Annotated in this window: 21 protein-coding genes and 1 pseudogene; 6 read left to right on the forward strand and 16 right to left on the reverse strand. The window is 58.9% G+C overall.

Annotation, left to right across the window (positions count from 1 at the left end):
- Positions 1 to 80 precede the first annotated feature (80 nt).
- The 3 genes from F1542_RS04070 to F1542_RS17055 all read left to right on the forward strand — a co-directional run bounded on the left by F1542_RS04070 (position 81) and on the right by F1542_RS17055 (position 1,433).
- Positions 81 to 731: an SOS response-associated peptidase gene (locus tag F1542_RS04070; RefSeq protein ID WP_141301097.1), complete on the forward strand. Its 651-nt coding sequence runs from the start codon at positions 81 to 83 to the stop codon at positions 729 to 731.
- Positions 732 to 841: 110 nt separating this feature from the next.
- Entirely contained in the window at positions 842 to 1,279 is a 438-nt protein-coding gene (locus F1542_RS04075) for an SDR family oxidoreductase (protein ID WP_242402479.1), read from the forward strand.
- A complete protein-coding gene (locus F1542_RS17055; protein WP_227000963.1) occupies positions 1,266 to 1,433 on the forward strand; it encodes a hypothetical protein in 168 nt (55 codons plus the stop codon). Before F1542_RS04075 ends, F1542_RS17055 begins: the two co-directional genes overlap by 14 nt.
- 40 nt (positions 1,434 to 1,473) lie before the next feature.
- On the opposite strand, the gene F1542_RS04080 is transcribed toward F1542_RS17055, so the two are convergent.
- The 14 genes and pseudogenes from F1542_RS04080 to F1542_RS17480 all read right to left on the reverse strand — a co-directional run bounded on the left by F1542_RS04080 (position 1,474) and on the right by F1542_RS17480 (position 15,865).
- Positions 1,474 to 3,246, reverse strand: a complete 1,773-nt coding sequence (locus F1542_RS04080; RefSeq protein WP_193731922.1) for an AMP-binding protein — start codon at positions 3,244 to 3,246, stop codon at positions 1,474 to 1,476.
- 14 nt (positions 3,247 to 3,260) lie between these two features.
- Positions 3,261 to 4,508, reverse strand: a complete 1,248-nt coding sequence (locus tag F1542_RS04085; RefSeq protein WP_193731923.1) for an MSMEG_0569 family flavin-dependent oxidoreductase — start codon at positions 4,506 to 4,508, stop codon at positions 3,261 to 3,263.
- Between the two features lie 16 nt (positions 4,509 to 4,524).
- Positions 4,525 to 4,812 carry an MSMEG_0570 family nitrogen starvation response protein gene (locus F1542_RS04090; RefSeq protein WP_045543334.1) on the reverse strand — a complete coding sequence of 96 codons (288 nt, stop codon included), beginning with the start codon at positions 4,810 to 4,812 and terminating at the stop codon, positions 4,525 to 4,527.
- Positions 4,800 to 5,978: an MSMEG_0565 family glycosyltransferase gene (locus tag F1542_RS04095; protein WP_193731924.1), complete on the reverse strand. Its 1,179-nt coding sequence runs from the start codon at positions 5,976 to 5,978 to the stop codon at positions 4,800 to 4,802. The genes F1542_RS04090 and F1542_RS04095 overlap by 13 nt, the downstream gene beginning before the upstream one ends.
- Positions 5,975 to 6,949 (reverse strand): sll0787 family AIR synthase-like protein, encoded by a 975-nt coding sequence (locus F1542_RS04100; RefSeq protein ID WP_025812335.1) that lies wholly within the window; start codon positions 6,947 to 6,949, stop codon positions 5,975 to 5,977. The genes F1542_RS04095 and F1542_RS04100 overlap by 4 nt, the downstream gene beginning before the upstream one ends.
- A complete protein-coding gene (locus tag F1542_RS04105) occupies positions 6,946 to 7,509 on the reverse strand; it encodes an MSMEG_0567/Sll0786 family nitrogen starvation N-acetyltransferase (protein WP_141301107.1) in 564 nt (187 codons plus the stop codon). Before F1542_RS04105 ends, F1542_RS04100 begins: the two co-directional genes overlap by 4 nt.
- On the reverse strand, positions 7,509 to 8,615 hold the full coding sequence (locus F1542_RS04110; protein WP_025812334.1) for an MSMEG_0568 family radical SAM protein: 1,107 nt from the start codon (positions 8,613 to 8,615) through the stop codon (positions 7,509 to 7,511). The genes F1542_RS04105 and F1542_RS04110 overlap by 1 nt, the downstream gene beginning before the upstream one ends.
- Positions 8,612 to 9,586: a Nit6803 family nitrilase gene (locus F1542_RS04115; protein ID WP_025812333.1), complete on the reverse strand. Its 975-nt coding sequence runs from the start codon at positions 9,584 to 9,586 to the stop codon at positions 8,612 to 8,614. The genes F1542_RS04110 and F1542_RS04115 overlap by 4 nt, the downstream gene beginning before the upstream one ends.
- A gap of 24 nt (positions 9,587 to 9,610) precedes the next feature.
- Positions 9,611 to 10,093: an MSMEG_0572/Sll0783 family nitrogen starvation response protein gene (locus F1542_RS04120; protein ID WP_110560076.1), complete on the reverse strand. Its 483-nt coding sequence runs from the start codon at positions 10,091 to 10,093 to the stop codon at positions 9,611 to 9,613.
- Between the two features lie 340 nt (positions 10,094 to 10,433).
- Entirely contained in the window at positions 10,434 to 11,837 is a 1,404-nt protein-coding gene (locus F1542_RS04125) for a PLP-dependent aminotransferase family protein (RefSeq protein WP_141301109.1), read from the reverse strand.
- 664 nt (positions 11,838 to 12,501) lie between these two features.
- A pseudogene (locus F1542_RS04130) lies at positions 12,502 to 13,009 on the reverse strand (transposase); the annotation flags it as partial.
- A gap of 168 nt (positions 13,010 to 13,177) precedes the next feature.
- Positions 13,178 to 13,879 (reverse strand): hypothetical protein, encoded by a 702-nt coding sequence (locus F1542_RS04135; RefSeq protein WP_025813227.1) that lies wholly within the window; start codon positions 13,877 to 13,879, stop codon positions 13,178 to 13,180.
- A gap of 268 nt (positions 13,880 to 14,147) precedes the next feature.
- Entirely contained in the window at positions 14,148 to 15,404 is a 1,257-nt protein-coding gene (locus F1542_RS04140) for an IS701 family transposase (protein ID WP_193731925.1), read from the reverse strand.
- 287 nt (positions 15,405 to 15,691) lie between these two features.
- Positions 15,692 to 15,865, reverse strand: coding sequence for a transposase (locus F1542_RS17480; RefSeq protein WP_199898847.1), 174 nt, complete (start codon positions 15,863 to 15,865; stop codon positions 15,692 to 15,694).
- 145 nt (positions 15,866 to 16,010) lie between these two features.
- On the opposite strand from F1542_RS17480, the gene F1542_RS04150 reads away from it, so the two are divergent.
- From F1542_RS04150 to F1542_RS04160, 3 genes are all read left to right on the forward strand, one after another.
- Entirely contained in the window at positions 16,011 to 21,221 is a 5,211-nt protein-coding gene (locus tag F1542_RS04150) for a type ISP restriction/modification enzyme (RefSeq protein ID WP_193731926.1), read from the forward strand.
- A gap of 109 nt (positions 21,222 to 21,330) precedes the next feature.
- Positions 21,331 to 22,053, forward strand: a complete 723-nt coding sequence (locus F1542_RS04155; protein ID WP_227672458.1) for a hypothetical protein — start codon at positions 21,331 to 21,333, stop codon at positions 22,051 to 22,053.
- Complete coding sequence (locus F1542_RS04160; RefSeq protein ID WP_053324228.1) at positions 22,054 to 22,668, forward strand: RES family NAD+ phosphorylase; 615 nt, start codon at positions 22,054 to 22,056, stop codon at positions 22,666 to 22,668.
- 288 nt (positions 22,669 to 22,956) lie between these two features.
- On the opposite strand, the gene F1542_RS04165 is transcribed toward F1542_RS04160, so the two are convergent.
- The gene (locus F1542_RS04165; protein WP_193731927.1) at positions 22,957 to 23,730 is read right to left on the reverse strand and encodes a ScpA family protein; all 774 of its coding nucleotides are present in this window, start codon (positions 23,728 to 23,730) and stop codon (positions 22,957 to 22,959) included.
- Positions 23,720 to 25,057: a transposase gene (locus tag F1542_RS04170; protein ID WP_193731928.1), complete on the reverse strand. Its 1,338-nt coding sequence runs from the start codon at positions 25,055 to 25,057 to the stop codon at positions 23,720 to 23,722. Before F1542_RS04170 ends, F1542_RS04165 begins: the two co-directional genes overlap by 11 nt.
- Between the last annotated feature and the right edge of the window lie 534 nt (positions 25,058 to 25,591).

The following is a 25,591-nucleotide window of genomic DNA, read 5'->3' on the forward strand; positions in this document are numbered from 1 at the left end:
ACAGTCCAGCCGTCCCCGTCCTGCAGGGTGGATACCGTCCGGCAGGGCACCCATATTCGGACTCGCGAAAGGACGGCGTGATGTGCAACCTCTATGCGATGACCAGCAACCAGCAGGCGATCCGGGAGGCAGCCAGGGTCATGACCGACCGCACCGGCAATCTCTGCCCCCTGCCCGAGATCTGGCCCAACACCATGGCGCCCATCGTGCGGAACACGCCGGATGGTCGCGAACTGGTCATGGCGCGCTGGGGCATGCCCACGCCGCCGGGCTACCTGAAAGGCCACAGGGTCGATCGGGGTGTGACCAATATCCGCAATCCGACCTCGACCTGGTGGAAGCGCTGGGAAGGTGTCGCGCATCGCTGCCTGGTGCCGCTCACGGCCTTTTCCGAACCGGAACGCCTGCCGGATGGGACCAGCAGGCCCGTCTGGTTTGCCCGTAGCGATGGGGAGCCTCTGGCTTTCTTTGCAGGGATCTGGTGCCAGTGGACGTCAGTGCGGAAACTGGCGGATGGCGAGACGACGGATGACCTGTTCGGCTTCCTGACCACCACGGCCAATCGGGAGGTCGGCGCCATTCACCCGAAAGCCATGCCGGTCATCCTGACCCGGCCGGAAGAACTGGATCTGTGGATAAAGGCGCCCTTGGACGATGCGCTACAACTGCAGCGCCCCTTGGTGGATAACGCCCTAACGGTGGTAAATGCTCCTGCGGGAAATAAATATTAAATGTCGCTCTTAGCGGAGAAGCTGTCTGGCCGGACGTGCCGGGTGGAACGGTGCAGTAGTCGGGTGCAGAGCCTTTGCTCCAACGCGTTTATCGCAGCAGAGCCCGAGCGGTGGCCCTGCAACTCGACACCGGCGATACGTACGCCTTTCCTGCCTTCGCCGATGGAATCCGACGCGTGCTGCGCGAATGGGGGGCAGAGCGTTTCAATTATCTGATCAACATGGCCGGTACGTCCCGTAGCGGGTTGTTTTGCGAAGTGACCGAAGAAGATTTTGATGCCGCCTATCGCGTGCATGCCAAAGGGCCATTTTTCCTGACGCAGACGTTGCTGCCATTGATCGCGGAAGATGGCCGGATCGCGAACATCTCATTCGGTCTGATGCGCTTTGCTTATCCCGGCCGGATTGCCTACGCTGCCATGAAAGGGGCGGTGGAAGTGATGACGTATCTACATGGTCAAGGGACTTGGATCCTGTCGTATTGCCGCCAACACCGTCGCGCCGGGCGCGATCCAGACGGATTTCTGAGGGGGCATGGTCAGGGATAATCCGGACATCGCCCGTCACATCGCGGAGATCACCGCACTTGGCCGTCCTGACTACCCAGATGACATTGGCCCGATGATCGCCTCACTCCTGTCCGAGGACAATTGTTGGGTCAACGCGCAGCAGATCAAAGTCTCCGGTGGTCAGGCCATCTGAAGGCTGGCCGTTCCACAAATGGAACGCCATAGTGATTCCGTCAGGAGACCAACAGGCGCTTCCGCGTGATCTTTCCGGACACGGTGGTTGGCAGATGCCTGACGAAGCGGACTTCTTTCAGGCCAATCCAGCGTCCGAGGACTGCGTTAACCCGCGCAACGATTTCCTCGGCAGAAGGCGCGTATTCCGCTTCGGGATCTGGCACCACATAAGCGATAGGTCGCTGCCCTCTCAGTTCGTCCGGAATTGCGACGACAGCACACGCATGAACGGCAGGATGGGTGGCGATGATCTTTTCAACCTGCACGCCCGAAATCCGCCGTCCTGCGACCTTGATGACATCATCGGAACGTCCGAGCATATGCACGGCGCGGCTGGCCTCGATCATGCCTTCGTCAAAGGTGCGATAATACTGGCCGGTCTCGTCCAGGTAAGCTGTAGGAACATGGATCGCTCCATCCTTCCATACGCCAGCCAGACAGCCGGGCGGCAGCGGCAGAGAAAGGACAATCTCGCCGCACTGTTCACCGGGTATGGACGGCACAATTTCCGGGCGAAATCCCGGTGCAGGTCGCCCAATGTCGTTCATGAGCGAGACCGGCTCGCGCTCGGGCAGGCCAAAAAAATGAGCGGTGATGCTCCACCCCGTTTCAGTCTGCCACCAGTGATTGACCACGGGTTTGCAAAAATAGGATCGTGCCCACTCCAGCAATGTCGGATCCGCATATTCCCCAGCCACGAAAATGCGGGCAAGTGCTGGCAGGATGGCCCCTGACAGGTTGCGGCTTTCCTGCCGCATGAGGCGCATCTGGGTGGGTGTGGTGAACAGGCATTTCACCTCGTGCTCATGGCAAAGCGCGCGGATAGCGGAAGCCGATGCGCCGCCTTCCACGATCACGCTGGTGCAGCCGCTGAGCAGCGGCGCATAGACGCCGTAGGAATGGCCAACCACCCAGCCCAGGTCCGATGTGGTGAAGAAGGTATCACCGGGTTTGCAGCCGTAGATCAGATCCATGGACAGGGCGAGGGCCACAGCGTGGCCACCATTGTCACGCACAATGCCCTTCGGATGACCTGTCGTGCCGGATGTATGAAGAATATACAGGGAATCTTCAGACCTCAGCATGACCGGCTCTGCTGGCGCGGAGAGTTCCAGCGTATGGAAATTATGATCCCGCATTGGCAGAAGGGCTGTCGGACACGCTGCACGTTGCACAACAACGCAGACCTGTGGGCGGTGCGTGGCCCTGGCCAGTGCCTCGTTCAGGGCCGGCGCGGACGCAACGGGCGTCTGCCCCTGAAAGCTGCAACTGGCGATGATGATGACTTTGGGCGCCACATCATCAATCCGGCGCGCCAGTTCAGGCCCGGCGTAACCGGCGAAAACCACCACATGCACGGCGCCGATCCGCGCACAGGCCAGCATGGCAATAGTCGTTTCGATCATGGTCGGCATGGCGATCAGGACGCGGTCGCCCTGCCCTACCCCCAGCGCGCGCAGGCCACCGGCAAACCGGGCCACCCTGTCCTGTAGTTCCCGGTAGGTTACCACCTGCCGTTCCTTTGTGGCGCAGGAATGCCAGATCAGCGCCGCCTGCCCGCCGCGTCCGTCCTCTACATGCCGGTCGACGGCGTTATGGCAGGTGTTGAGCGTGGCGTCGGGAAACCAGTCATGCCAGCCATCCGCCCGCGTCCTGCATGCAGTCACAGGTACCTGTTTCCATGTGATGCGTTGCGCCGCAGCCAGCCAGAACTGTTCTGGCTGGTTCCGTGCCGCATCATACATTGCCTCATATGTTGTCCATGGAAGCATGGCGGTTACTCCGTTCAGGCTACAGGCACGTCTTTGCCGGTGATCTGGCTGGCCAGCCACGCGGCATCACGCGAAACGCCGGAGAACCGTCCCGATCCCCAGGTGTGCAGCCATGGCAGGCCGAGGAAGTAGAAGCCCGGCGCATCGGTCACGCCGCGATGCCAGACCGGCTTGTTGGCCCCATTGAAGACCGGCACGTCGATCCAGCGATAATTCGGGCGGAAGCCGATGCACCAGAGGATCGAAGTGATCCCGGCAGCCTTCAGGTCGAGCGGGGTGTTACTGCCATCGGGCTCCCACACAGGCACATAAGGGGCTTCGGTCGGGGCCGTGATCCCTTCACGGGCGATATAGGCGTCGATGGATTTCTTGATGTCGGCATTGGTCTTGTCCGCATCATCAAGGTTTTCCGCAAGATCCGGCGCGAAGTGCGCCACTTCATCGCGGATTGTCTCCAGCGTGCCGTGCAGGCCCACGCCTTCCTTCGCGAACTTGCGCAGATCAAGGTCATGCCCGCCATTTCGGCCCGTGACATAATGATTGGTCTTGTCGCGTGCACCGTCACGCAAAGGATGATTATCCACCGTCAGGTCATAGAAGTGCATGTCCGCCAGCCAGTCCACAACGTCGCGGCCACGGTAGAAGCGTGAGACGCGCGGGGCAGAGCCGACACAGAGATGGACCTTGCGTTTTTCAAGGAACAGGTCCTCGACAATCTGCGCGCCGGACTGGCCGCTGCCCACGACCAGAACCGCGCCTTCAGGCAACTGGGCCGCGTTGCGGTAATCCTGCGAGTGAACCTGATGAATGGCGGGGTCGATGCCGCTGGCATAGCCGGGGATGACCGCGTCCTGATATGCGCCGGATGCGATAACAACATGTTTCGCGTGCCAAGTCTCACCACCTGCTACCACGCGATAGCCACCACCTTCATGGCGGGTGATGGAGGTGACGGCTGTGTGTTCACGCAGGGGCGGGTTGAAGGAGGCAACAAATCCCTTCACGTAGTCAATGATTTCCTGCTTCACCATGAAGCCGTGCGGGTCTTTCCCCTTGTAGGGATGACCGGGAAGTTCGCACTGCCAGTTCGGTGTGACCAGGCAGAAATTGTCCCAGCGTTCATCATCCCATGAATGGCAGGCGGTCTTTGCCTCAAAGACGATGTGCTCCACCTTCTCGCGGCAGAGATACCAGCTCATGGAGAGCCCGGCCTGTCCGCCGCCCACGATGATGACGGGGATGCTTTTTTCGTTCTGTGTCATGGTCATTCTTTTCGTCTCAATAACTGAAAGACAGGACGCGCACCTGCGCGTCGGACTGGTTCAGGAAGGGCGCACCGGCCTGCCTGATGGCGTGAAGCTGGCCAAGGGCGCGGCTGCATGGGAAACCGTAGCGGGTGCGAACCCGCTCGCTAGCGTCCGTCAGGGCGCTGTCCGCCTTTTCAAGAAACTCCCGGACCGGATAATCCTGACCGGGCGTGAAGTGGTCCCTTATGACCAGCGATGGGGAGTAACAGTCAGTCTCCTGCCCATCGGGCCAGCGCACACGAAAGGTCATTTCGGGCATGGTGACAAAACTCCTGAAGCAGAGATGCCAGCGTGCGGCAGCGCCGCGAGACGCCGGTATGCGGGGAGGTGCCGACTGGCGACGCGGCCCCAGTCGAAATGACGGGCCGTTGCGGGGCCGCTGACCCGGAAATGGTCACAGCTTTCGACGCGCAGGGCGTCGCGCAACGCCATGAACAAGGTGTCGGGGTACTCCGGTTGGCACCACAGCGCATCCGTTGCCGAAAAATGCTCCGTGAAAGGTGCGATTGCTGGCACAATAACAGGCGTGCCACAGGCGAGCGCCTCCAGCGGACACAGCCCGAACCCTTCGGTGACGGATGGATAGGCCAGCACATCCGCCTGCCGGTAGAATGAAGGCATGTCTTCATCCGCAACCGGCCCGGTGATGGTGACATGATCGGCCGCACCGCTTTCGCGCAGACGCGCCATGAACCGGGTGCGGTAGGCAGAATGATCCAGCAGCGAAGCCCCGCCCGCCACAACCAGATGCGCATCAGGCCGTTCACGGCGAAGGGCCAGAAATACGTCGAGCAATTGCAGCGTGTTCTTGCGCCGCTCGATCCCGCCCACGGACAGGATCAGGTGCTGGCCCGCAGGCAGATGATACCGCACCCGCAACGCGGCATCGTGCGCAGTTGGTAGGGGCGAAAAGCGCACAGGATCAACCCCGTTGCCCACGACCGGGGCTTCGCGGCCATGGTCGTTGCGCAGGACATCTTCCCACATTGTGCTGACGGTAAACAGTTCGGCCGCCGCCCTGATCCCCCGTTCCTGCCGCGCGGCAAGGACCGGGTGCGTGAAATGGTCAAGATGGTGGACCGTGCGGGCAAAGCCCGGTATCCGCCTCTCTTCCACCAGTTCGGCCAGTGCATTGGCGCTGATCGGGTCCTGCGCATGCAGCACGTCAAAATGCTGCCCACGCAGGGCGTCCCTGATCTCGCCAATGCGGCGTTCCACCAGCGTTGGCAGGTCGGTCTCGGGCGCGGCCGGGATGCAGTTTGTGGCGCAGCGGGGCGTGCGGAAGAAACCGGCCCCGGTTACATCCGGCGCGATGAGCGTGGCGTCGTGGCCTGCGTCGCACAGGGCTTCGGCCAGTGCCATGCCATGCACCACGCCGCCACGCGGATTGGTGGAATGAGTCAGGATGCCGATGGAGAGGCTCATGGCACACACCCCATGAGCGGCGTCCGGGCGAGATCCCAGAAGGTTTCTTTCTCGTCCGCCCATGTGACATCCAGCCGCTGCGTGCTGTCACACTGACCGATGACAGAAGCCGCAATGGCCCGCCCATGAAAGCGGGCCATGATCGCTTCGGCATCTTCGGGGCGCGCCGTGAGCAGGTAGCCATAGCTGGGGAATGCGGACAGCCAGCGTTCCATTGGTGCATCGTCGGGGCGTGGAATGTCATCGAGCGTGATGGTCATACCGATACCCGAACATTCGGCTAGCATGAGCGCGGTGCCCAGCAGTCCGGCCATGCTGATATCCTTGGCAGCGCGGCTCAACCCGTCCTCGGCAATGCCGGGCAGAAGTGCGAGATCACCCCGAAGACGCGCCGCCCCCTCGGTGCCGCACAGCGCGGAACTGGCGTCCCAGAACGGATGCGGGTCATGCCAGCGGCCACGCAGGTCGATGGCGGCGATCAGGACCTCGCCCGGTCGGGCATCGAAACTGGTCAGCAGATGACAGGCACGGCCAAGGATCGCGACTGACAGCGAATTATGGGTGCTGCGCATGTTGGTATGACCGCCGACAACCGGTACGCCATAGGTGCGCGCACCTTCATGCAGACCGGTCAGAATGGACGCGGCCGCCTCGGATGTATCGCTCCACAACGCATCCACCACCGCCACAGGGCGACCACCCATGGCCGCGATGTCGCTGACATTGACCATCACGCCGCAATACCCGGCAAACCACGGCATGGCGCGCACGAAGCTGTCCTGAAACCCCTCGCTGGCCAGCAGGAGATAGCCATCGCCATCCGGTATGGCGGCGCAGTCATCTCCAAGGCGGATACCATCGCTTGTATCCCGACCAAGAATTGCGACGGTTTCGGCAATATCCTGTTTGCCCGCAAGGGCCCGACCGTGTCGAAGCGTGCGCAGCAGTGTAGTCAGTTCGTGTGCCATCATGCCACCTGCCGGTTACGAGGCTGCGGGCGCAGCAGCCAGGTCTGGTCCTGGCCATGCGCCGGATAGCGTGAGAGGTCAGCCTGCATGTCGTGATGGGGCAGCCCATGCAGGGTCATGGCTCCAAGGCTTTTCCAGTGCAGGCGGCGGAAGAACAGCACGTTCTGTTCCTGTACCTGGGCCAGGAACCGCGTGGCGCCAAGCCCGTGCGCCGTGCTGACCGCCATGCGGATGAGTTCCGCGCCGATCCGTCCCAGTTTGCGATGGTCTTCATGGACGGCCAGACGGGAGCCGCGCCAGACGCCGGACTCGGCCTCATGGATGCGCACCGCGCCTACCACCCGGTCCGGCATGCCCGCCATGCAGCACGCCGCGATGATGGGAATGGCAACCGCGTCGATTGCGTCCCGGTCATCATCCGCAAAGACCTGCTGTTCGGTGCAGAACACGTCGCGGCGCAGCGCATGGTAGCCCGCCCGTTCCCACGGCGTGCGGGCCAGACGCACGACATATTCCGTAGGGATGAACGGGCGGTCGTCCACGTCTTCGAGGATCGCTGTCATTATTCGTACGCCGAAAGGGAGGAACAGGCGCCACACCGGCCGCACCCGGCGCGGATGTCGGTGGATTTCATGTTCGCCTCGCGCAGCATGCGCCCGAGTGGTGCGAGCACGGACTTCATGAAATCGGCCGAAGGCGGCGCGTGATTTTCCAGTGGTGTTCCGGAAATGGGCACGAACGGCACCACGAAGGGATAGACCCCAAGTGCGATCAGCCGTTCGGCCAGCGCCAGAATATCTGCGGCACTGTCGCCAAGACCCGCCAGAATGTAGGTATTGACCTGTCCGCGCCCGAAGATCGGCACGGCGCTGGCGAAAGCGTCCATATAACGATCGACGCTGACCGTGGCCTTGCCGGGCATGATCTTCTCGCGCACCGCCTGTGTTGCGGCTTCGAGATGCATACCCAGGCTGTCGGCCCCGGCGTCGCGCAGCCGCTCGAACCAGCCGTGATCGCGCGGCGGTTCGCACTGCACCTGAAGCGGCAGATCCACAGCCGTCCGGATGGCACGGGCTGATTCCGCCAGCACGGCCGCACCCCGGTCCACCACGTTAGGCGTGCCGGTCGTCAGCACCATGTCGCGCACACCGTCGAGTTCCACGGCGGCCTTGGCGACCTCGGCCAGTTGCGCGGGTGTCTTGTAGGCAATGGTGCGATCGGCCTCCAACGACTGGCCGATGGCGCAGAACTGGCAGGAGGTGCGCCGGTCGGCATAGCGGATGCAGGTCTGGTGCACCGTGGTCGCCAGCGTGTCACGGCCATGCAGCAGGGCGATCTTCCAGTAGGGAATGCCGTCCGCCGTGCTCAGGCCATAAAAGCGCGGGGCGGCTGGAAAATGGATCGTGCCCAGTGTCTGCCCATCGCGTAGCAGCGTGCTGGCCCCGTGCTGGTCCGGCGGGCTGGCCTGAAATGGTGAATGCCGCGCGCCAGATGTATAGACCGGGACCATGACGGTCTGGCCTGCAATGGTGATCGTCTTGTGATCCGAAGGACCGGCGCCTCCCTTGCGGGCAATGCCGCCGGTCTGCGCGCCAATCTGTAGTCCGAAGGATTGCAGGTCGGTGACGAGCTTGCGACCAGAAAGTGTACCGAGCGTCGGAATGGTCATGACGCAGCCTCATCTGTAGATGTGGGAACCTGATTGGCTTCCCCAACGTAATGAACGGTGCGGGCGGCCCGCCGGTCCTGAAGCAGGCTGAGCAGTTCGGGCCGGGCGTAATGCCCTACGGAATCCATCATCCGCTTGCGCTTGGTAATCAGGGCGAAGTCGAGATCGGCAATCACCATCCCCTCGCCTTCCGTCAGCGGTGTGCCGAGCAGCTTCCCTTCAGGCGAGACGATGGCCGTGAAGCACCCACCCCGCAGCGGCCCTTCCAGTGCAGGGTCGCCCGCTATTTCCTTGATCTGCTCTTCCGTCAGCCAACCCGTGGCGTTCACCACAAAGCAGCCGGATTCCAGTGCGTGGTGCCGGATGGTGACTTCCATCTGGTCGGCAAAGATCTGGCCCACCAGCGAACCGGGGAACTGGGCACAATGGATTTCCTCGTGCTGGGTCATCAGCGTGTAGCGGGCAAGCGGATTGTAATGCTCCCAGCAGGCCAGCGCGCCGATGCGTCCGGCGGCACTTTCCACCACTTTCAGCCCTGCGCCATCTCCCTGCCCCCAGACCATGCGCTCATGATAGGTGGGCGTGATCTTGCGGCGTTTGAGCAGGATTTCACCTGTGGTGTCGAAGATGATCTGGGTGTTGTAGAGCGTGCCGAAATCGCGCTCGTTTACACCTAGCACCACGACCATGCCGGTCTGGCGCGCGGCCTCGGCCACCATGTCGGTGACCGGACCGGGAATGACGACAGCGCGTTCATAAAGCGCCAGATGCTCGCCACCAAAGCGGAAGGCGGGCTGGATGAACGAGAAATAGGGGTAATAGGGCACAAAGGTTTCGGGAAAGACCGCCAGTTTCACGCCTTTTTCGGCGGCCTCGCGGATGGCCTGACAGACTTTCCGGGCAGTTCCCAGACCATCGTCACCAAGGACGGGGCTGATCTGGATCGCTGCGGCGCGAACGATACGGGACATGGCTTGCGGTCCTCCCTCGGGCCTTCAGAGGGTCCAGGTATTGAGGATGAAGGCGTTGTCGCGCCGGGCCAGCAGGATGATGTCGAGCACGTCCTGCGGGTTGATCGGCGTGATGCCGGGGATCAGGTTCTGCTCGCCGTAGCCGTAGAGGGCCTGAAGCGCGAAGCGGCAGGCATAGACCTTTCCGCCTTCCTCAAGGATTTTCGCGATCTGCTTGTTGCAGTTCATGTGCCCCGGAAAGGCTTCGTCGCCCAGACGGGGAAAGCCGCGCTGCACACCAAGGGTGACACCCGGTCCGTACAGCAGCACCGACGTCTCGAAGCCCTTGCGGATCAGGCGTGTGGCCTGCAGCAGGTTGACGAACCCGACCGAGCCTTCATTGGCGACGGTGTGGAAGGTGATGAGGGCTTTTTCGCCGGGTTTGGCTTTGACGTCCTCAAAGACCTTGTTTTCATAATTGACGAAGCAATCGCCGTCTTTGTACGGAGCGTGTTCGACTTTCGGCATGGTATATCTCCCGTGTGCTGCGGTCTCCGGCAGGGAGCCGGGACTGACCGCGTTGCCGAGGCAAACGTGGCACGGGATGGCAGAGAGCCAAAATATTGTATGTCTTATGGAAAGGGTACAAACGGCTCAAACCAGATCACATGCCGCCATCCTGCCAAGACAGAGACATACAAAAAATATACGACAACCATACAATCGTAAGGAGCATCCATAAGGATCTGTTTTAGCTTGATTTTATAATCACGCAGTCGTGAATGAAGTGCCTTTTTGTTTTTCCATGTGCCCGCATGGCGCGCCCCGAAATCAGATGTTCCCATCGATTCCAGAGACTGCGCGCAGGTCACACAATATCGGCGAAGCCGGGTGAGCGTTTGTGTTGCAGGACCGAGAGAACCCCATGCAGGGATTCCTCAAGACTTGCGGCATCCGGCGCGCTGCCGAGTGCGATCCGAGCACGCTGCGGCGGCTCGCCACTGATGGTGAAAACGGTGCTGGGTACCAGCGCCAGTCCCCGCCTGCGGGCGTAGGCCACAAAATCCGCACTGCCCCACCAGTCGGGCAGTTTCAGCCACACATGCGGCCCGTCCGGGTTCATGCAATGCCCCTCCCCCAGCACCCTGCGGGCAATGGACTGGCGCAGGCGCAGTTCTTTCCGGATGGCGTGCAGGATTGTATGCGCCTGCCCTGTCTGCATCCATCGCGCCGTGAGCGCGCTGAGCAGACCGGCATTGGTGAGCGCAATGGCCCGGATGGCCGCCGCGACCCGTCGGGTCATGTCCGCATTGGGCAAGGCCACATAGGCGGTGCGCAGGCCGGGGCTGAGCGTCTTGGCAAGGGTAGCCACGTAGCTGACACGGCTATGGTCGAGGGCTGCCAGCGCCGGTAGCGGACTGTCCATCAGCAGGCTGTATGGGTCGTCCTCGGCAATATGCAGATGGTGGCGCTGGGCGACCTTCAGGATGTCCTTGCGTCGTTGCAGGGACATGGTGGCCGTGGTGGGATTGTGGATGGTCGGGATGCAGTAGAGCAGCCGGGGATGATGCTCGGCACAGACGCGATCGAGTTGGTCCGGCATCATGCCTTCCATGTCGCTGTCCACGCCGACCAGAATGAGATCGAACTGCGCCGCGATGGTCCGGATGCCGGGATAGGCAATACGGTCGGTAACAATCACATCACCCGGCTGGGTATGGGTGCTGACAATGGCCGCCAAAGCGCTCTGGGCGCCCGGTGAGACAAGGATTTCATCCGTTCGCCGCTGCCCGATGACGGGCGCGATCCATTTTGCGCCAAGCTGGCGTTCCTCCAGTGTGCCGCCGGTGACCCGATAGGACATCAGGCTGTTCAGATCCTGCTGCTTCAGGATGGCCGCGATGTCGCTCTGGATAATCCGTTGAAGCGGCGGGTCCTGCGGGATGGGCGGGAGGTTCATGGTCAGATCGACCACGGCCGGTCCCGTATGGCGCCAGTGGCTCTCGCCGGCGCCGACACGGACAAAGGTGCCCCGGCCGACCGTTGCGTCAATCAGGCCCCGCCGCCGGGCCTCGGTAAAGGCCCGGGTTACGGTTGTCAGATTGGTGCCAAGATACTCTGCGATCATGCGCTGTGGCGGCAGCCTGTCCCCTTCCCGCAGGTCGCCCTTCCGGATGGAAAGCGCCAGGGCATCGGCCAGCGTCATGTAAATCGCGTTCGGACTCCGGCTGATCTCTTCTTTCCAATGGGCGAGATAGGGGTATGCGGACATGAGATGGAATTTCCATACATTCAATGAGATTCCATTCGACCACATACCATACAATCCGTGCAATAATGATCGATACAGATTATGGTTGGGTGCTCCGTCCAAGTCTATCACGCCAATTCGTCGCGTTAATGTCCTGTCCAAAGAGTTAAGTTCACGTAGCCCTATCACTCACTGTTTAAAGTGATCCGACCAGACCCACATCCGTTCGATCCGGAGCCAATAGGTTCATAGGCAAAATGTATCGTTCCATTATCTCTTTGCTGGTCGCAGTTAAGGCTGCGTCCAGAATGCACTCCTTGAATATCGTGGTGGCCCTGTTTCCACAGCGAGATCCCAAATAGATAGACTTTGCCAGTAGCTGTAGGGCTGCGGGCGATGGTACTTAGGGCAAAGCCTTCGTGCGATTCACCAGATAAGCGTATTTCGCGCGCTTCACACGTCCATATCGGCAAATTACGACTATGTGGGGAGAACGGAAGGTCATCTATTGAACGAGAAGACTAAAAAGTTTCCATTTCCTGTGTCTACGATATTGCTCGCACGTCGGCCACTGGGACTAACCGGTTCTTCCTTGCGACGACGATGAATATGAATTTTCGGTATAAAGGCGACGTCAACGGGACTGTCAGGGATTTCGTGTAAGAGGCGTTGTTCACGTTATTGATCAGACGGTGGCGGGGGCGAAGCGGTCACCGAAGAGAATGGCGAACTGGGCCTTTGCCATGGACCATTCCCGTGGGGGCATGAACCATTCTTTCTCGGCTCGATTCAAGGCCAGAAAGAGGAGCTTGAGAGCCGCGTCGCCATTGGGGAAATGCCCTCTAGCTTGAACGGCCCGCCTGAGCTTGGCGTTCAGCGCTTCTATGGCATTGGTCGTATAGACCAGCTTCCGGACGTCGGCAGGGAAGGCGTAGAAGGGAATACCCTCCTCCCAGGCCAGATCTCAGGACTGGACGATCGCTGCGTATTTCCGGCCCAAGGGCTTTCGGCAAAGGCACCCAGAGCAGTTTTTCCAGGCGACGAAATCCAACGAATGGCGCAGCAGATGAACTATGCAGGTTTGCACAAGGACGTCGGGAAAAACCACGCGGACGGCGTGGCTCGTTCATGACACGAAGCCAGAATTTGGCGCCCTCGTTCTGCTCGATCATCGTGCGGACCACGCGGTCAGCCAGAACCTGCTCCAGAACATAGTCAGGGATGATGGGTTTCTTGCGTCGGACCATGATGCTGCTCATTCTTTCGCATCAAACGCCCAAACACGAAATTTAGGATAGGCCCACGTCGACCTATTCGCAGTATCCCCGATATGGCCTTCCAATTTAAAATTAGTGTAGCAATTATATCCGAGAGAACACACCAATCATCGCAATAGTAAGCTGCTCGTCACCGCTCAGCGTTGGTCCTCCTTCTTCATCCCAATCTTCCGGTGTAGGTTGGCGTGGCTTGCTGCCATCAGAAACCACTTCTACGGTCCAGTCGATCTTAACATGGCTTGGGTTTGCCAGCATTCCCGTAAGTCGACGCTGCATGTTTCCTGCAGATTTGGATGCCGAGCGACGGAGAACGTCAGAGAATGCTCGGGTGTTCTTTTTACGAATAAGGAGAACGATTGCCCCCATTTCAAACGAACTACTTACTCCACCGCCGTTCAGCAGCAGCAGTTCTTCGATTCGGATAATATCCTTGACGACCTCATCATAAGAATCAACAACGTCCTTCACCTCGATCACATATCGGGGCAGTTCGAGTCCGCTGCGCTCGAACAATACGATGTCGATCCGTCCTTCTGCGCGTGTCAGAACAGCAGTCGGAGTTCGACCTTTCAGAGCATTCGTGGCCGTTTCTGCCACATCTTCTTCTAGCCGAAGTATACCCCAGTCACTTTTAAGATGAGCCAGTTTTTGCGCGACGCAGACCGTCACTAGATACTCTGGCCAGATCTGCCCGTCGGGATCATCAGTCATTTCAATCAGCGAAGTGTAAGCCGCACCAATCCCGCTATGCAGGTCATCGGAAAAATCGGCCGGGGTATAAGACATTCGCGCTTCCGATATAAAATTAACCTATCTTATTTTCACTATGGCATAACTTAAAATGAGTTCCCATCATATTTTGTTTAATCTAATTGTTTCTAGGTTTCGTCGGTATATAGATGTTTACACCCTACGTAACCGGGATAGGAAATTCTTCGTATACTCTCCGAACGTGGAGAGGACTTAACACTACTTTGGCAGAATATGTTGCGAGGTCTGGAGTAGAAGGTTTCCACAGTGTGGGCATTGCCCGGTGGGTAGTCGCAGGATGCGATCAAGAATGGCCTGTCGTATTGCTGGCAGACTGGGCTGTGGTGGTGGGCCGGTGACTCTTTTTTTTCCGCCCGACCGCCGTGAGGCGCCGGGACTGGAGAAAGGCGTAGGCCATCATGGACATCAGGGCGTGTCGGTGCAGGCCTGTCCATGATCGCCCCTCAAAGTAATCGAGGCCCAGTTCCTCCCTGAGTTGCTGATGCGCCTGTTCGTAGACCCATCGGGCCTTGATCGCAGCGGCCAGTAGCCTGAGGGAGGTGTCGGCAGACAGGTTGGACAGATAGTATTTCCGTTCTCCGGTGGAACGGTGCTCGCCAGTCAGCCAGGCTTCCTCTCCCGGCATATGCTGGGCCGTCTGGCCACCGATACGCTGGGCTGGACCATCTGCAACGCGTATCCGCATGGCTGCAAAGCGGGCCGCCAGGCCACCTTTGGTCCCGCGACGCCAGCTGACCCTGCGCCATGTTGCAGTTTCCAGTATCTTATGGGCAGGGACAGATTGCTGATCCGGTACCGGATGCATCCGGGATGGGCCGCGCTTTCTGGCCGGAAACACCAGCTCCACATCGGTGGAACAGACTTTCTGATGACGTGGTATCCCGACTGCCCAGCGCAGGCCCCGCGCGTTCAGAGCCTGACGGAACGGGGCGGACAGGCCATAACCGGTATCCGCAAGAACACAGCCAAAACGGACACCTGTGGCACAGAGGCGATCAATCTCTTCGATCGCCATCTCCGGTTTGGTCCTGGAGCCCTGATGTTCCAGTGGAACACTAGCCCGCTTCAGGCGTGCCGGATCTGCTGTCCAGATATCGGGCAGGAACAGACGGAGTGACAGCATCAGTGGCACTTCACGCGAAGTCAGTGTCACGGACACCAGTGTCTGGCAATTCGCTTTCTTGCCCAGGGTCGAAGCATATTGGGGCGCCACGCCAACAGAATGTTCTCCCTTTTTGGGAAGGGAGGTATCATCGATGATCAGCCATGAACGCTCGCCACCCACCAGATGGTCAGCATGACGCCATAGAGCAGCCTCAAGTGGCGCACTGTCCCACACACTGGCACTGACGAAATGATGCAGCCGGTCATAAGGGATATCGCCATTGCGTGCAGCCATGGGCTGCACGCTCTTGCGGTCACCAGGTCCAATCAGGCCTGCAATATAAGCCGGACACATCGCCCGCTGCGCTTTGTGACCCAGGGCCACCAGAAATGGCGCAAGCCATACTTCCAGATCCGATCGCCAGTCGGTGTTCATCGCCAGCTCCCACTACAGCTGGTCTTCCATGAATCACCGATCGCACCCATTGAGAATCCTTATCCCAAATTTTCTGCCAAAGTAGTGCTAATGGTTGCGAATGCTCCTGTGGGACCTAATTATTAAATCTCGCCTTTTATGCCAGACGCCTGGCTATGCCTCCGAACGACTGTGCTGTCGATCATGTGCTGCCAGTTATCGATTAGTCCGAGTTCGACCAGTGTTTCCAGCCAGGAATTCCAGACACCTTGCTCAGCTCACCGGTGAAACCGGACATAGACCGAGTTCTATTTTCTGTAGCACTCATGCATGTTTCGCCATGGGCAACCGACACGCAGGACATAAAGCATTCCATTGAGAAACAGATGGTTATCCTGTGCCGGTCGTGACCAACGCCCACGTTCAGGCGGCAGCAGGTCGCCAATGATCGCCCCTTCTACGTCCGTCAGATCGCCACGCATTCATAGATTTCTGCAAATACCAGCGTTGAATCATGTCCACGTCAGTCTGAAAAACCTTTTGTCAGCAGGCCCTATTCCCCATCCCTGCGGCAAGGGTTAATCTGACCAGACGTGATTTTCAGACCGTCCAAAGGCTTGCCCGATTATGTCCGCGCTTTCCCAACTGCTTGATACCTATAGAAATCTATCCGTCACAGAGCGCGAGAAAGGCACCTACTTCGAGGAACTGATTGTCTGCTATCTGCGGACAGAGCCGAGCTACGCGGACCTGTATGACCAGGTATGGACATACAAGGACTGGGCAACCCAAGAAGGCTATGTCGCGAAAGACACGGGTATCGATCTGGTCGCCAGAACGCGGGGCACCGGCGAATACCATGCTATCCAATGTAAATTTTATGCCTCGTCCCATCGTATTAGCAAACAGGATATCGACAGCTTTTTCACCGCCTCGGGAAAAAAGCATTTTGCCCGACGTATCATTGTCGCCACGACCAACCACTGGACCGACAATGCCGAGGCATCACTTGCGGACCAGCATCCGCCCGTCAGCAAGATTGATCTGTATGACCTGGAAACCAGCCTGATTGACTGGTCGCAATATCAGCCCAAGATTGCGCCTATCCTGCGGGCGCAGAAGAAAGCCCGCGAGCATCAGGAAACCGCTATCCGCCGGGTTCTGGCAGGCTTCAAGAGCCATGACCGTGGCCGTCTGATCATGGCCTGCGGGACGGGCAAGACTTTCACCAGCCTGAAAATCGCGGAACAGCAGGTCGGTACCGGTGGTCGTGTCCTGTTCCTCGTCCCCAGCCTGTCCCTGCTGTCCCAGACCCTGACCGAATGGACCCAGGAAAGTCAGGTGCCGCTCCACAGCTTCGCGGTCTGTTCCGACAGTGACGTAGGAAAAAAGAAGGCGAGGAACGACGACGAGATTAAGGTCAACATCCACGAAATCCGGTACCCGGCAACCACCAGTCCCGGCCGTCTGGCGACCGAACACGCCAAACGGCATGACGACGCGCATATGACGGTCGTGTTTGCGACCTATCATTCCATCGATGTCATCAGCCGTGCCCAGAAGGAGCATGACTTCCCCGAGTTCGATCTGATCGTCTGCGATGAAGCGCACAGGACAACAGGGGTCACTTTCGGGGGCGAGGAGAACGATAGCGCCTTCGTCCGCGTTCATAACCAGGATTATCTGGCTGGCAGGCACCGACTCTACATGACTGCCACCCCGCGTATTTACGGCGATGTGGCGCGGGAAAAGGCTGAAAAAGAGGGGGCCATTGTCTATGGCATGAACAATGTGGCCATCTACGGGCCTGAGTTCCATGTCATCACCTTCTCCGAGGCCGTCCGGCGCAAACTGCTGGTGGACTACAAGGTCATTGTCTTGGCGGTTGACGAAGGAACCGTCAGCCGTAGTGTCCAAAAGCTTCTTGATGATCCCGATAACGGCCTGACCGTATCCGATGCCTCCAAAATTGTTGGATGCTGGAAGGCGCTGGCGACGGGCGGATTGCCTCGTGAGGGGACAGCTATCCCCGAACCAATGAAACGGGCTGTCGCCTTCTGCCAGGTCATTTCTCCTGACTACAAGGGCAGAACACCCAAGGTCAGTTCCATCCAGATTGCCGATATGTTCCAGCAGGTCGTGGAGGAATATCAGGAACAGGAAGGCATTGAACCTGAAGCCCGTCTGATCTGCGAAGCCGAACACGTCGATGGCGGGATGAACGCCAGCGAAAAGGAAGGCAAACTCGCCTGGCTGAAGGACGAGACCCCGGAAGGCATATGTCGGGTTCTGTCCAATGTCCGTTGCCTGTCGGAAGGGGTGGACGTGCCGGCGCTGGATGCAGTCCTGTTCCTGACCCCCAGGAATTCACAGGTGGATGTGGTCCAGTCCGTAGGCCGTGTGATGCGGGTCGCACCTGGTAAGAAGCGCGGCTATGTCGTACTGCCCGTAGTTATCCCGGCTGGGGTTGAGCCAGACCAGGCTCTGGATAACAACAAGACCTATCAGGTGGTCTGGCAGGTGCTTCAGGCCCTGCGTTCTCACGATGACCGTTTTGATCACATGGTCAACAAGATGGATCTTCAGGCCAGACCTGACACATCCCGCATGGAAGTCATCGCGGTCACGAAGAAGATCACGGCCAAGACAAAGGCCCTGACAACAGGCACAGCCCAGAAAGCCCATTCGTCCTACAAAATTGGAAAGAAGGCTTCATTCCCTGACGACGACAGGCAGGAAACCCTGCAATTTGAAGTCGGGGAAATCGAACGGGCTATCTATGCCAAAATCGTCAAGAAGGTCGGCAACCGCCATCACTGGGAAGACTGGGCCGACGATATTGCCCAAATTGCTCAGACCCACATCACCCGCATCAAAACCATTCTGGAGAATCCCAACAACGTGGAAGCCCGGACCTCGTTCAAGGAATTCACGTCAGACCTGCGGACGGAACTGAACGACAGCATCAGCGAGGACGAAGTCGTCGAGATGCTGGCGCAACATCTCATCACCCGCCCCGTGTTCGAAGCCCTGTTCTCCGGCCATAGCTTCATTGGCGACAACCCTATGTCCAGAGCCATGCAGACAGTTCTGGATGCGCTGGACAGGCATAGCCTGCACAAAGAAACCGACAGGCTGGAGGCATTCTATACCAGCGTCCGTGAACGGGCTTCGGGGATTGATACCTCCTACGGCCGCCAGAAGGTCATTAAGGAACTGTATGACGGTTTTTTTCAGAAAGCCTTCCCACGCCTGAAGGACCGCCTGGGTATTGTCTACACGCCTATTGAGGTGGTGGATTTCATCATCCGTTCCATCAATGACGTGCTGGAAAACGAGTTCGGTCAGACCCTCGGGAGCAAGGGTGTCCATATCATGGACCCCTTTACGGGCACGGGCACATTCATCACTCGGTTATTGCAGAGCGGGCTGATTACGAAGGAGCAGATGCTCCATAAATACCGACAGGAACTGCACGCTAACGAAATCGTCCTGCTGGCTTATTATATCGCTTCCATCAATATCGAAGCCTCGTTCTCCGATCTGATGGACGGGACATATGAACCCTTCGAGGGTATCTGCCTGACGGACACCTTCAGGCTGAACGAACCGCATGATCTGGTGAGTTCAACCCTGGAAGATAACAATCGGCGCATCCGCAAACAGAAAAAGCTGGATATCCGTGTCATCATGGGGAACCCGCCTTACTCGGTCGGGCAGGAAAGCGGAAACGACAACAACCAGAATGTGACCTATCCCACCCTGGATACACGGATTGCGAAGACCTATGCGGAACGGTCCAGCGCCACGAACAAGCGCGCCCTGTATGACAGCTATATCCGCGCCATCCGCTGGTCATCTGACCGCATTGGGGATTGTGGCGTCATCGGTTTCGTGACCAACGCAGGCTTTCTGGATGCCAATACGGCAAATGGTTTGCGTCAGTGTCTGGCCGAAGAATTTTCCTCCATCCATGTGTTTCATCTGCGGGGGAACCAGCGTACATCAGGGGAAACATCTCGCAAAGAAGGTGGAAAGATATTCGATGCTGGAAGCCGGGCGCCGATTGCCATTTCCCTCATGGTCAAGAATCCAAATGCAAAGGAACAGAGTCGTATTTTGTTCCACGATATTGGGGATTATCTGACCCGTGAGCAGAAGCTGAAACGCATTGCAGAACTGGCCAGCATCAATGGCCTGACTGGCGAAGATCTATGGCAGACAATCACACCGGATGAACATGGCGACTGGCTGCGGCAACGGGATGATAGCTTCGGAAAATTTATTGCTATTGGGAGCAAGGACAAAAATACTGATCCTGTAATATTCAGTCTGTTCTCTCGTGGCATTGAAACCGCACGGGACGCTTGGTGCTTCAACTCCTCCCGCTCTGTTCTAGAAACCAATATTAAAACAATCATTTCTACCTATGAGGGAGAACGTCAGCGATTTAATGATGCTTTCCCGTCATTGGACCGCAAAGAGCGGGAAAAACAACTGGACAGTTTTGTTACTTCAGACCCGACGAGAATTAGCTGGTCACGTTCCTTGCGTCAAGATTTTACAAAAAATGTGCCATTATCATTTGATGGCGTTCAGATAGTTCCATCTCTTTATCGTCCATTCCAAAGGCAGAATCTCTACTTTGATAGGAATATAAACAATTATGTAAACCAGATGCCTCGACTGTTTCCTGATGCCCAAGCGGATAATAAAGTAATTATGATTAAGCAACGCCAGCATGATGACAGTCAGTTTGCACTTATGAGCAACACTGTCCCAGACTTACAAAGTGATGGTGGAGCACAATGCTTTTCTGAATATTTATATGAAGAAGTAAGGACAGGACAGGACAGGACAGGACAGGACAGGACAGGACAGGACAGGACAGGACAGGACAGGACAGGACAGGACAGGACAGGACAGGACAGGACAGGACAGGACAGGACAGGACAGGACAGGACAGGACAATTATACTCGATCAACAACAGAAGTACAAGAGAAGAATCTTGTTATTTGCATAGCCAGTCCGGGAGAAGACCGGCCTTTCTCAACAATGATGATATCCTGTACTCCGGACCTGCACCTTCTACACGGAGGCCAATGCTTTCCGATGTTTCTTTACGAAAAGGAGGACAGTCAATGAACCTCTCCCAGGGTAGTCTATTTGAACAGACACCTTCTCAACCACGTCTTGTACGACGCGAAGCCATCACAGATGAGGGCTTGAAGCACTTTCAGGACGTCTATCCGGGCAAGGAAATCAGCAAGGCAGACTTGTTCTATTATGTCTATGGCCTTCTGCATTCGCCCGAATACCGGGAACGCTACGCAGATACCTTGCGAAAGGAACTACCCCGCATTCCCCGCATGAAGACATACGAAGCCTTTAAAGCTCTCTCCGAAGCTGGTCGCAGGCTAGGCGAAATGCACGTAAATTTTGACAGCCAGCCTATCTATGAAGGCGTGGAAATTGACTACGGCAAAGGATCACTAGCACCCGACGACTATCGGGTGACACAGATGAAATACGGCAAGGGCAAGGGCAAGGACAAAACCATCCTGCATTACAATGACCGCATCACTGTCACAGGTATTCCCCTCGAAGCCTATGACTACGTGGTGAACGGCAAGCCTGCCCTCGACTGGGTAGTGGAACGTCAATGCGTGAAGACCGACAAGGCCAGCGGTATCGTCAACGATGCCAATGACTGGGCCATCGAAACCATGAACGACCCCCGCTATCCGCTGGATCTGTTCCTGCGTGTCATCACGATCAGCCTGGAAACCATGAAGATTGTGAAGAACCTTCCAGCCCTGGAAATTCTGGACAACTGATAGGCTGCTAACAGGTCATGAAAGCATGACGTTAAACGCCATACCTTTACGAACTTATCGGACTTGACAGATTTATCGAAAATGAGGAGGATACGGCAGGAGATACGCCATGCCCCGAGCAACTACATCCTCTTTCACCACACAATCGCGCCGCCTTGAGGCGAAAACGCGTAGCGGCGCTGTGGTTCTCAGCGCGCGCGGCGTGCAACCCGTTTCCATTCCTGTCGGACGCACTGCGCTGACAGCTGTCGCCAGACAGGTGGGAACAGCACGCTCTGTGATCGAAAATCTCGGCCACGCGCTGACGGAGACCCAGAAAACAGGACGTGGCGTCCGCTTTTCAGTCGAAGTCACGCCCGAAGGCACAGTCCGGATTGTGCATCCTCCAGAGAATCAGGACATTGCAGGCACACAAGCGGCGGAGCGCACGTCCGGTAGCGGTCTGGCGCGCGCGAAGGCGCGTGGCGAGGCGCTGGCCGCCAGCATTCTTGCCCATGAGGATATGGTGACGGCGGAAGAACTGGCGCGACGCATGGGAACAACCCGTGTCACGGTGAATGCCCGTCGGCACGCTCGCCAGCTGATCGGCCTCGAAGGCCCGACACGCGGTTATCGTTACCCGGCCTGGCAGCTCGATCGCGACGGTCGTCCATTCGCTATCATCCCGAACCTGTTTACCGCGCTTGGCGACAGTCCGTGGACCATTTACCGGTTCCTCACTCAAAAGCACCCTGAACTCGAAGGACGGACTGCGATCGCGGCCTTGGAGAAAGGAGAAGATAAACGCGTCCTCTCGGTCGCGGTCAGTATCGCCGAGGGCACCTTCGCGTAAATGTCGTCCGCAAGCCTACCCCCCAGCAACTTCGACCAAGCTGACCTCGTTGTGACAACAGTACCAGCCGGTACCCGCTATGGGCGCATCCTGTTGCGGCGGTTTTCGGACACTCTGGGTTTCGGCAAGAACGAGAGCCGGTTCAGCGATCCTAGGGATCTGCCGCCACCTGAGCGGTTTGGGGTTCTTTATGTCGGCAGCACCCTGAAAGTTTGTTTCGTGGAAGCCATCCTGCGCGACAGTCGTGATGGCGTAATCGGAGAGCTTCTGCTCGCCGAGCAGGAAATCACCGACCGTGATTATGCGGAGATCGTGGTGGTCACTGATTTGCAGGTTGTCGATCTGCGGAGCGACAATCCCTTAAGGATGGGCATTCCCAGCGATGTAGTCGGCGGGTCGGACCAGCGTCCCGCGCGCCAATGGTCACTCGCACTCCATAACCATCCTGCCAAACCTGACGGTATTCTCTATCCCTCCCGATTGAATGAGGAGATCAATCTGGCAATCTTCGAACGTGCCATTCCAAAACTATCGGAAGCTGCCAGGATGAATCTTAATGGAATCTTCGCACTCGAAGATATTCTCGATCTCTTTCAGGTGGCCATCAGAGAGTGAATAGTCGGAAGCAACGGTCATTGAAGAACTGCCACGACACGCGCAGCTTGAGGCGGCGGTACAGTTCGGACAGCAACATATTGTCAATGCGGCACCATTGCCCCAGATGCGGACCTCTTTGAGGTCATAGGATGCAACGAAAGCCAGGAAATTCTCTAGAACAGGAAAAAGGCTGCCGCTACGTTGCAGAGCGGCATATCACTGCGCTTGTGCTGCCTTCGGCTACCGTGCACACCATTCCATCGTGGCGTTGTCCCGCTCATTCCAAAGAGTCTGCAATCGCTAACATCATGCCATGGGAAACACGACCGTATCGATCGATGCATCTCCCTGCCGCACCAATTCCAGCCCAGCCACAAATGTTGCAGCTACAGCCGCTCGACGAGCGATTAATCCCTCAGGCTCAGCAGACGGCGTCGCAGGAACACAGTCCCATATGCTTCGGAAAGCTCCGTTTCTCATTTTCGCTCGGATAAAGGCCAATGCATCGGTCACACGCCAGTAGGAAGGCACATCAATCCGATAGATCGGAACGGATGTCTCGGCCCGTGCCAATTCCCGTTCCAGCGCACCGAGACAGGCTTCCATCAGACTGAAATACGTCCCCTGCCATGCAGAAATACTGCTATCCGCACGTGGCCCGCCCCGCGCAAAAACCGACACGCCAAGCTGCGGTCGCGTCTCCAGCCAGTCCGCCGCCGCGCGCATCTGCAACAGTTCCTCAATCTGGTTTACCGTCCGGCGTGCCTCGCTCTCGGCAACCTGCTTTTCCGCCTGCGTGGCAAACAGCAGCCGCGAGCGCAGGAACACCAGCCGGGCGATCCAGATCACCCAGTCCGCGCGCTGCATGAGCGGTGTTGTGCGGGCCAGCCGCTCCGCCTCAGCGACAAACTGGGCCGCCAGATCCGCGATGGACAGCACACCTAGGTCCAGACGCTGCCGTTCCGCCAGATCCAGCAGCAGGTCCAGCGGCCCGTCAAACCCCTCGACATGGAACTCCGGCACAACCGGGCGCGGCCGCCGACGCGGTGGGTCACCCCAGTCTTCCTCGTCAGGCAGCATCAGCGGTCTCCCCGGCACCAGCACGCGCGTATTGCGGCCGGATGTCGAACACCAGCTCTGGCCAGTCCGTCCGCACCCGCTCCAGCGCCTGCCACGGCGTCCATTCCGCCGACCAGAAGCGGTAGACCAGCCTGGCACTGCGGCGGGTGCGCTGGTCGCGCGGGGCTTCGACCTCCACCCGGCGCAACGGTAGCAGCGTGCCCCACTGCGCCTGCAGCCAGGCTGCCGCCGCGCGGGAGTCCGACCCGGCTTCCAGAATGGGACCGGGAACCGGCACCAGCCGGTGCAGGTCAAAGGCACAGGCGGGCGTGGCCGCCGCCTGATGCTGCAGGGCGATCCGATGCAGGCGTTCGGATGTCTGGCGCAGCAGCCGGGCCAGCGTCACCGCCTGCGTCCCCTTGCCTGCCATCGGCGCCAGCAGGCGGGCCTGTTCGTAGTCAAAATCCACCTGCCAGGGGATGATCCCCGGTCCCCGGGCCGCCACCCGGAACCGGGCCACTTCGTCTACCGGACCGCTCACCGTCAGCATTGTCCGGATCCAGTCTGGGGTCGGTCTCAGCATGCGTTGACGTGCTGTCGTCCGGACTGAGGACTCTGGCGGGGAGCCGGATTTTGTCCGCCGTGTCCGGTGGGTCGGGCGATCGGAACGTCCCAGTGCCCGGTCCAGCACGAACCGGATCCCCGGCACCGACAATGGATCCCCGACGATGCCGTGCGCATCGATCCCCCGGAAGGCTGCTCCCCAGCGCAGTTGCGCGGCATCGCGCCAGGCCGCCCAGGACCGCACCGGACAGACGGCCGGATCCCGGCGCCGCCGCAACCGGCGCAACTGGTGCCGCCCGGACCGGGGCCGCAGCAAGGCAACGGTCATTCCGTCTGTCGTGTCGGTGATGTCTTCCACCGTCAGCCGGGCCAAGGCCTCGGCGCCGATGTCCAGCGTGGCCACCAGCAGCAGCAAAGCCCGGTCGCGCAGGCCGGACAGGTCGGGCCCGCAGCGTCGCGCGGCGGCCAGCAGCGAAGCCGCATCGACCCCGGCCCCGGTCCGGCGTACGCGCGTAGCGGGCAGGGCGACATCGAGCCCCTCGCCATTGGCGGCGCACCACGCCGTCAGCGCCGCGCGATCCACCACCAGGCTCTGCCGCGGCCGTCCTGTCTTCGCCCGGGCCTCCAGCCACGCTGCCACCGCGACAGGGCCGACCGGAAAGCCGCTATCGGCTGGCTGAGTCCCGACGAAAGCACGCCAGGAGGCCGCATAGGTCCGCGCCGTGGCCGGCGACAGCCCGACCGGCGACCGCGCCGCCTGCAGCGGTCGGCCGGTCTCAGCCATTCTGATCAGATCCGCGGTTTTCCGGCCCGCACGCCCTACGGGCCGATCCCGAACGGGCTTTCGAAGAAGGCAGTTCGTCCACCCTCAGCGGGCAACCGCGCCACCTGACCCTGACCATATTAAGGCGTTTGCGCATCATATAATACGTCGTATCATGTTAACGGGTTTTTGAGAACAAAAAAGCGCCCGATTGATCCTGAAAGACGCGGTTTCCCGGACTTTCTTTCCCCTCCCCGCCCCGCCGGGAAAACTCCGACCGATCAAAAGTCTACTTCCGATAAGTTATCTTGTCGGAAGTAGGTGAAAAATTTCAAAATGCCTGCTAAAACCCCAAAATGCGCCTGTTTCCGAACCTTTTCGCCAAACCTGTCTGTATGCCCCTTCCCTGCTGCCCACATGATGGTCAGGGATCCTACGCGCGGGCAAGCCTGCCATGCTGAGCGACGTCCGGATCCTCGGCACCAGCAGGCAGGCGCAGGCCGCACTGCATGCCCGCGTTGACCCCCTGACACGGCAGCGTCTGGCCGAGACCTG

The sequence above is a fragment of the Komagataeibacter sp. FXV3 genome, from assembly GCF_015155755.1.
Classification (GTDB): Bacteria; Pseudomonadota; Alphaproteobacteria; order Acetobacterales; family Acetobacteraceae; genus Komagataeibacter.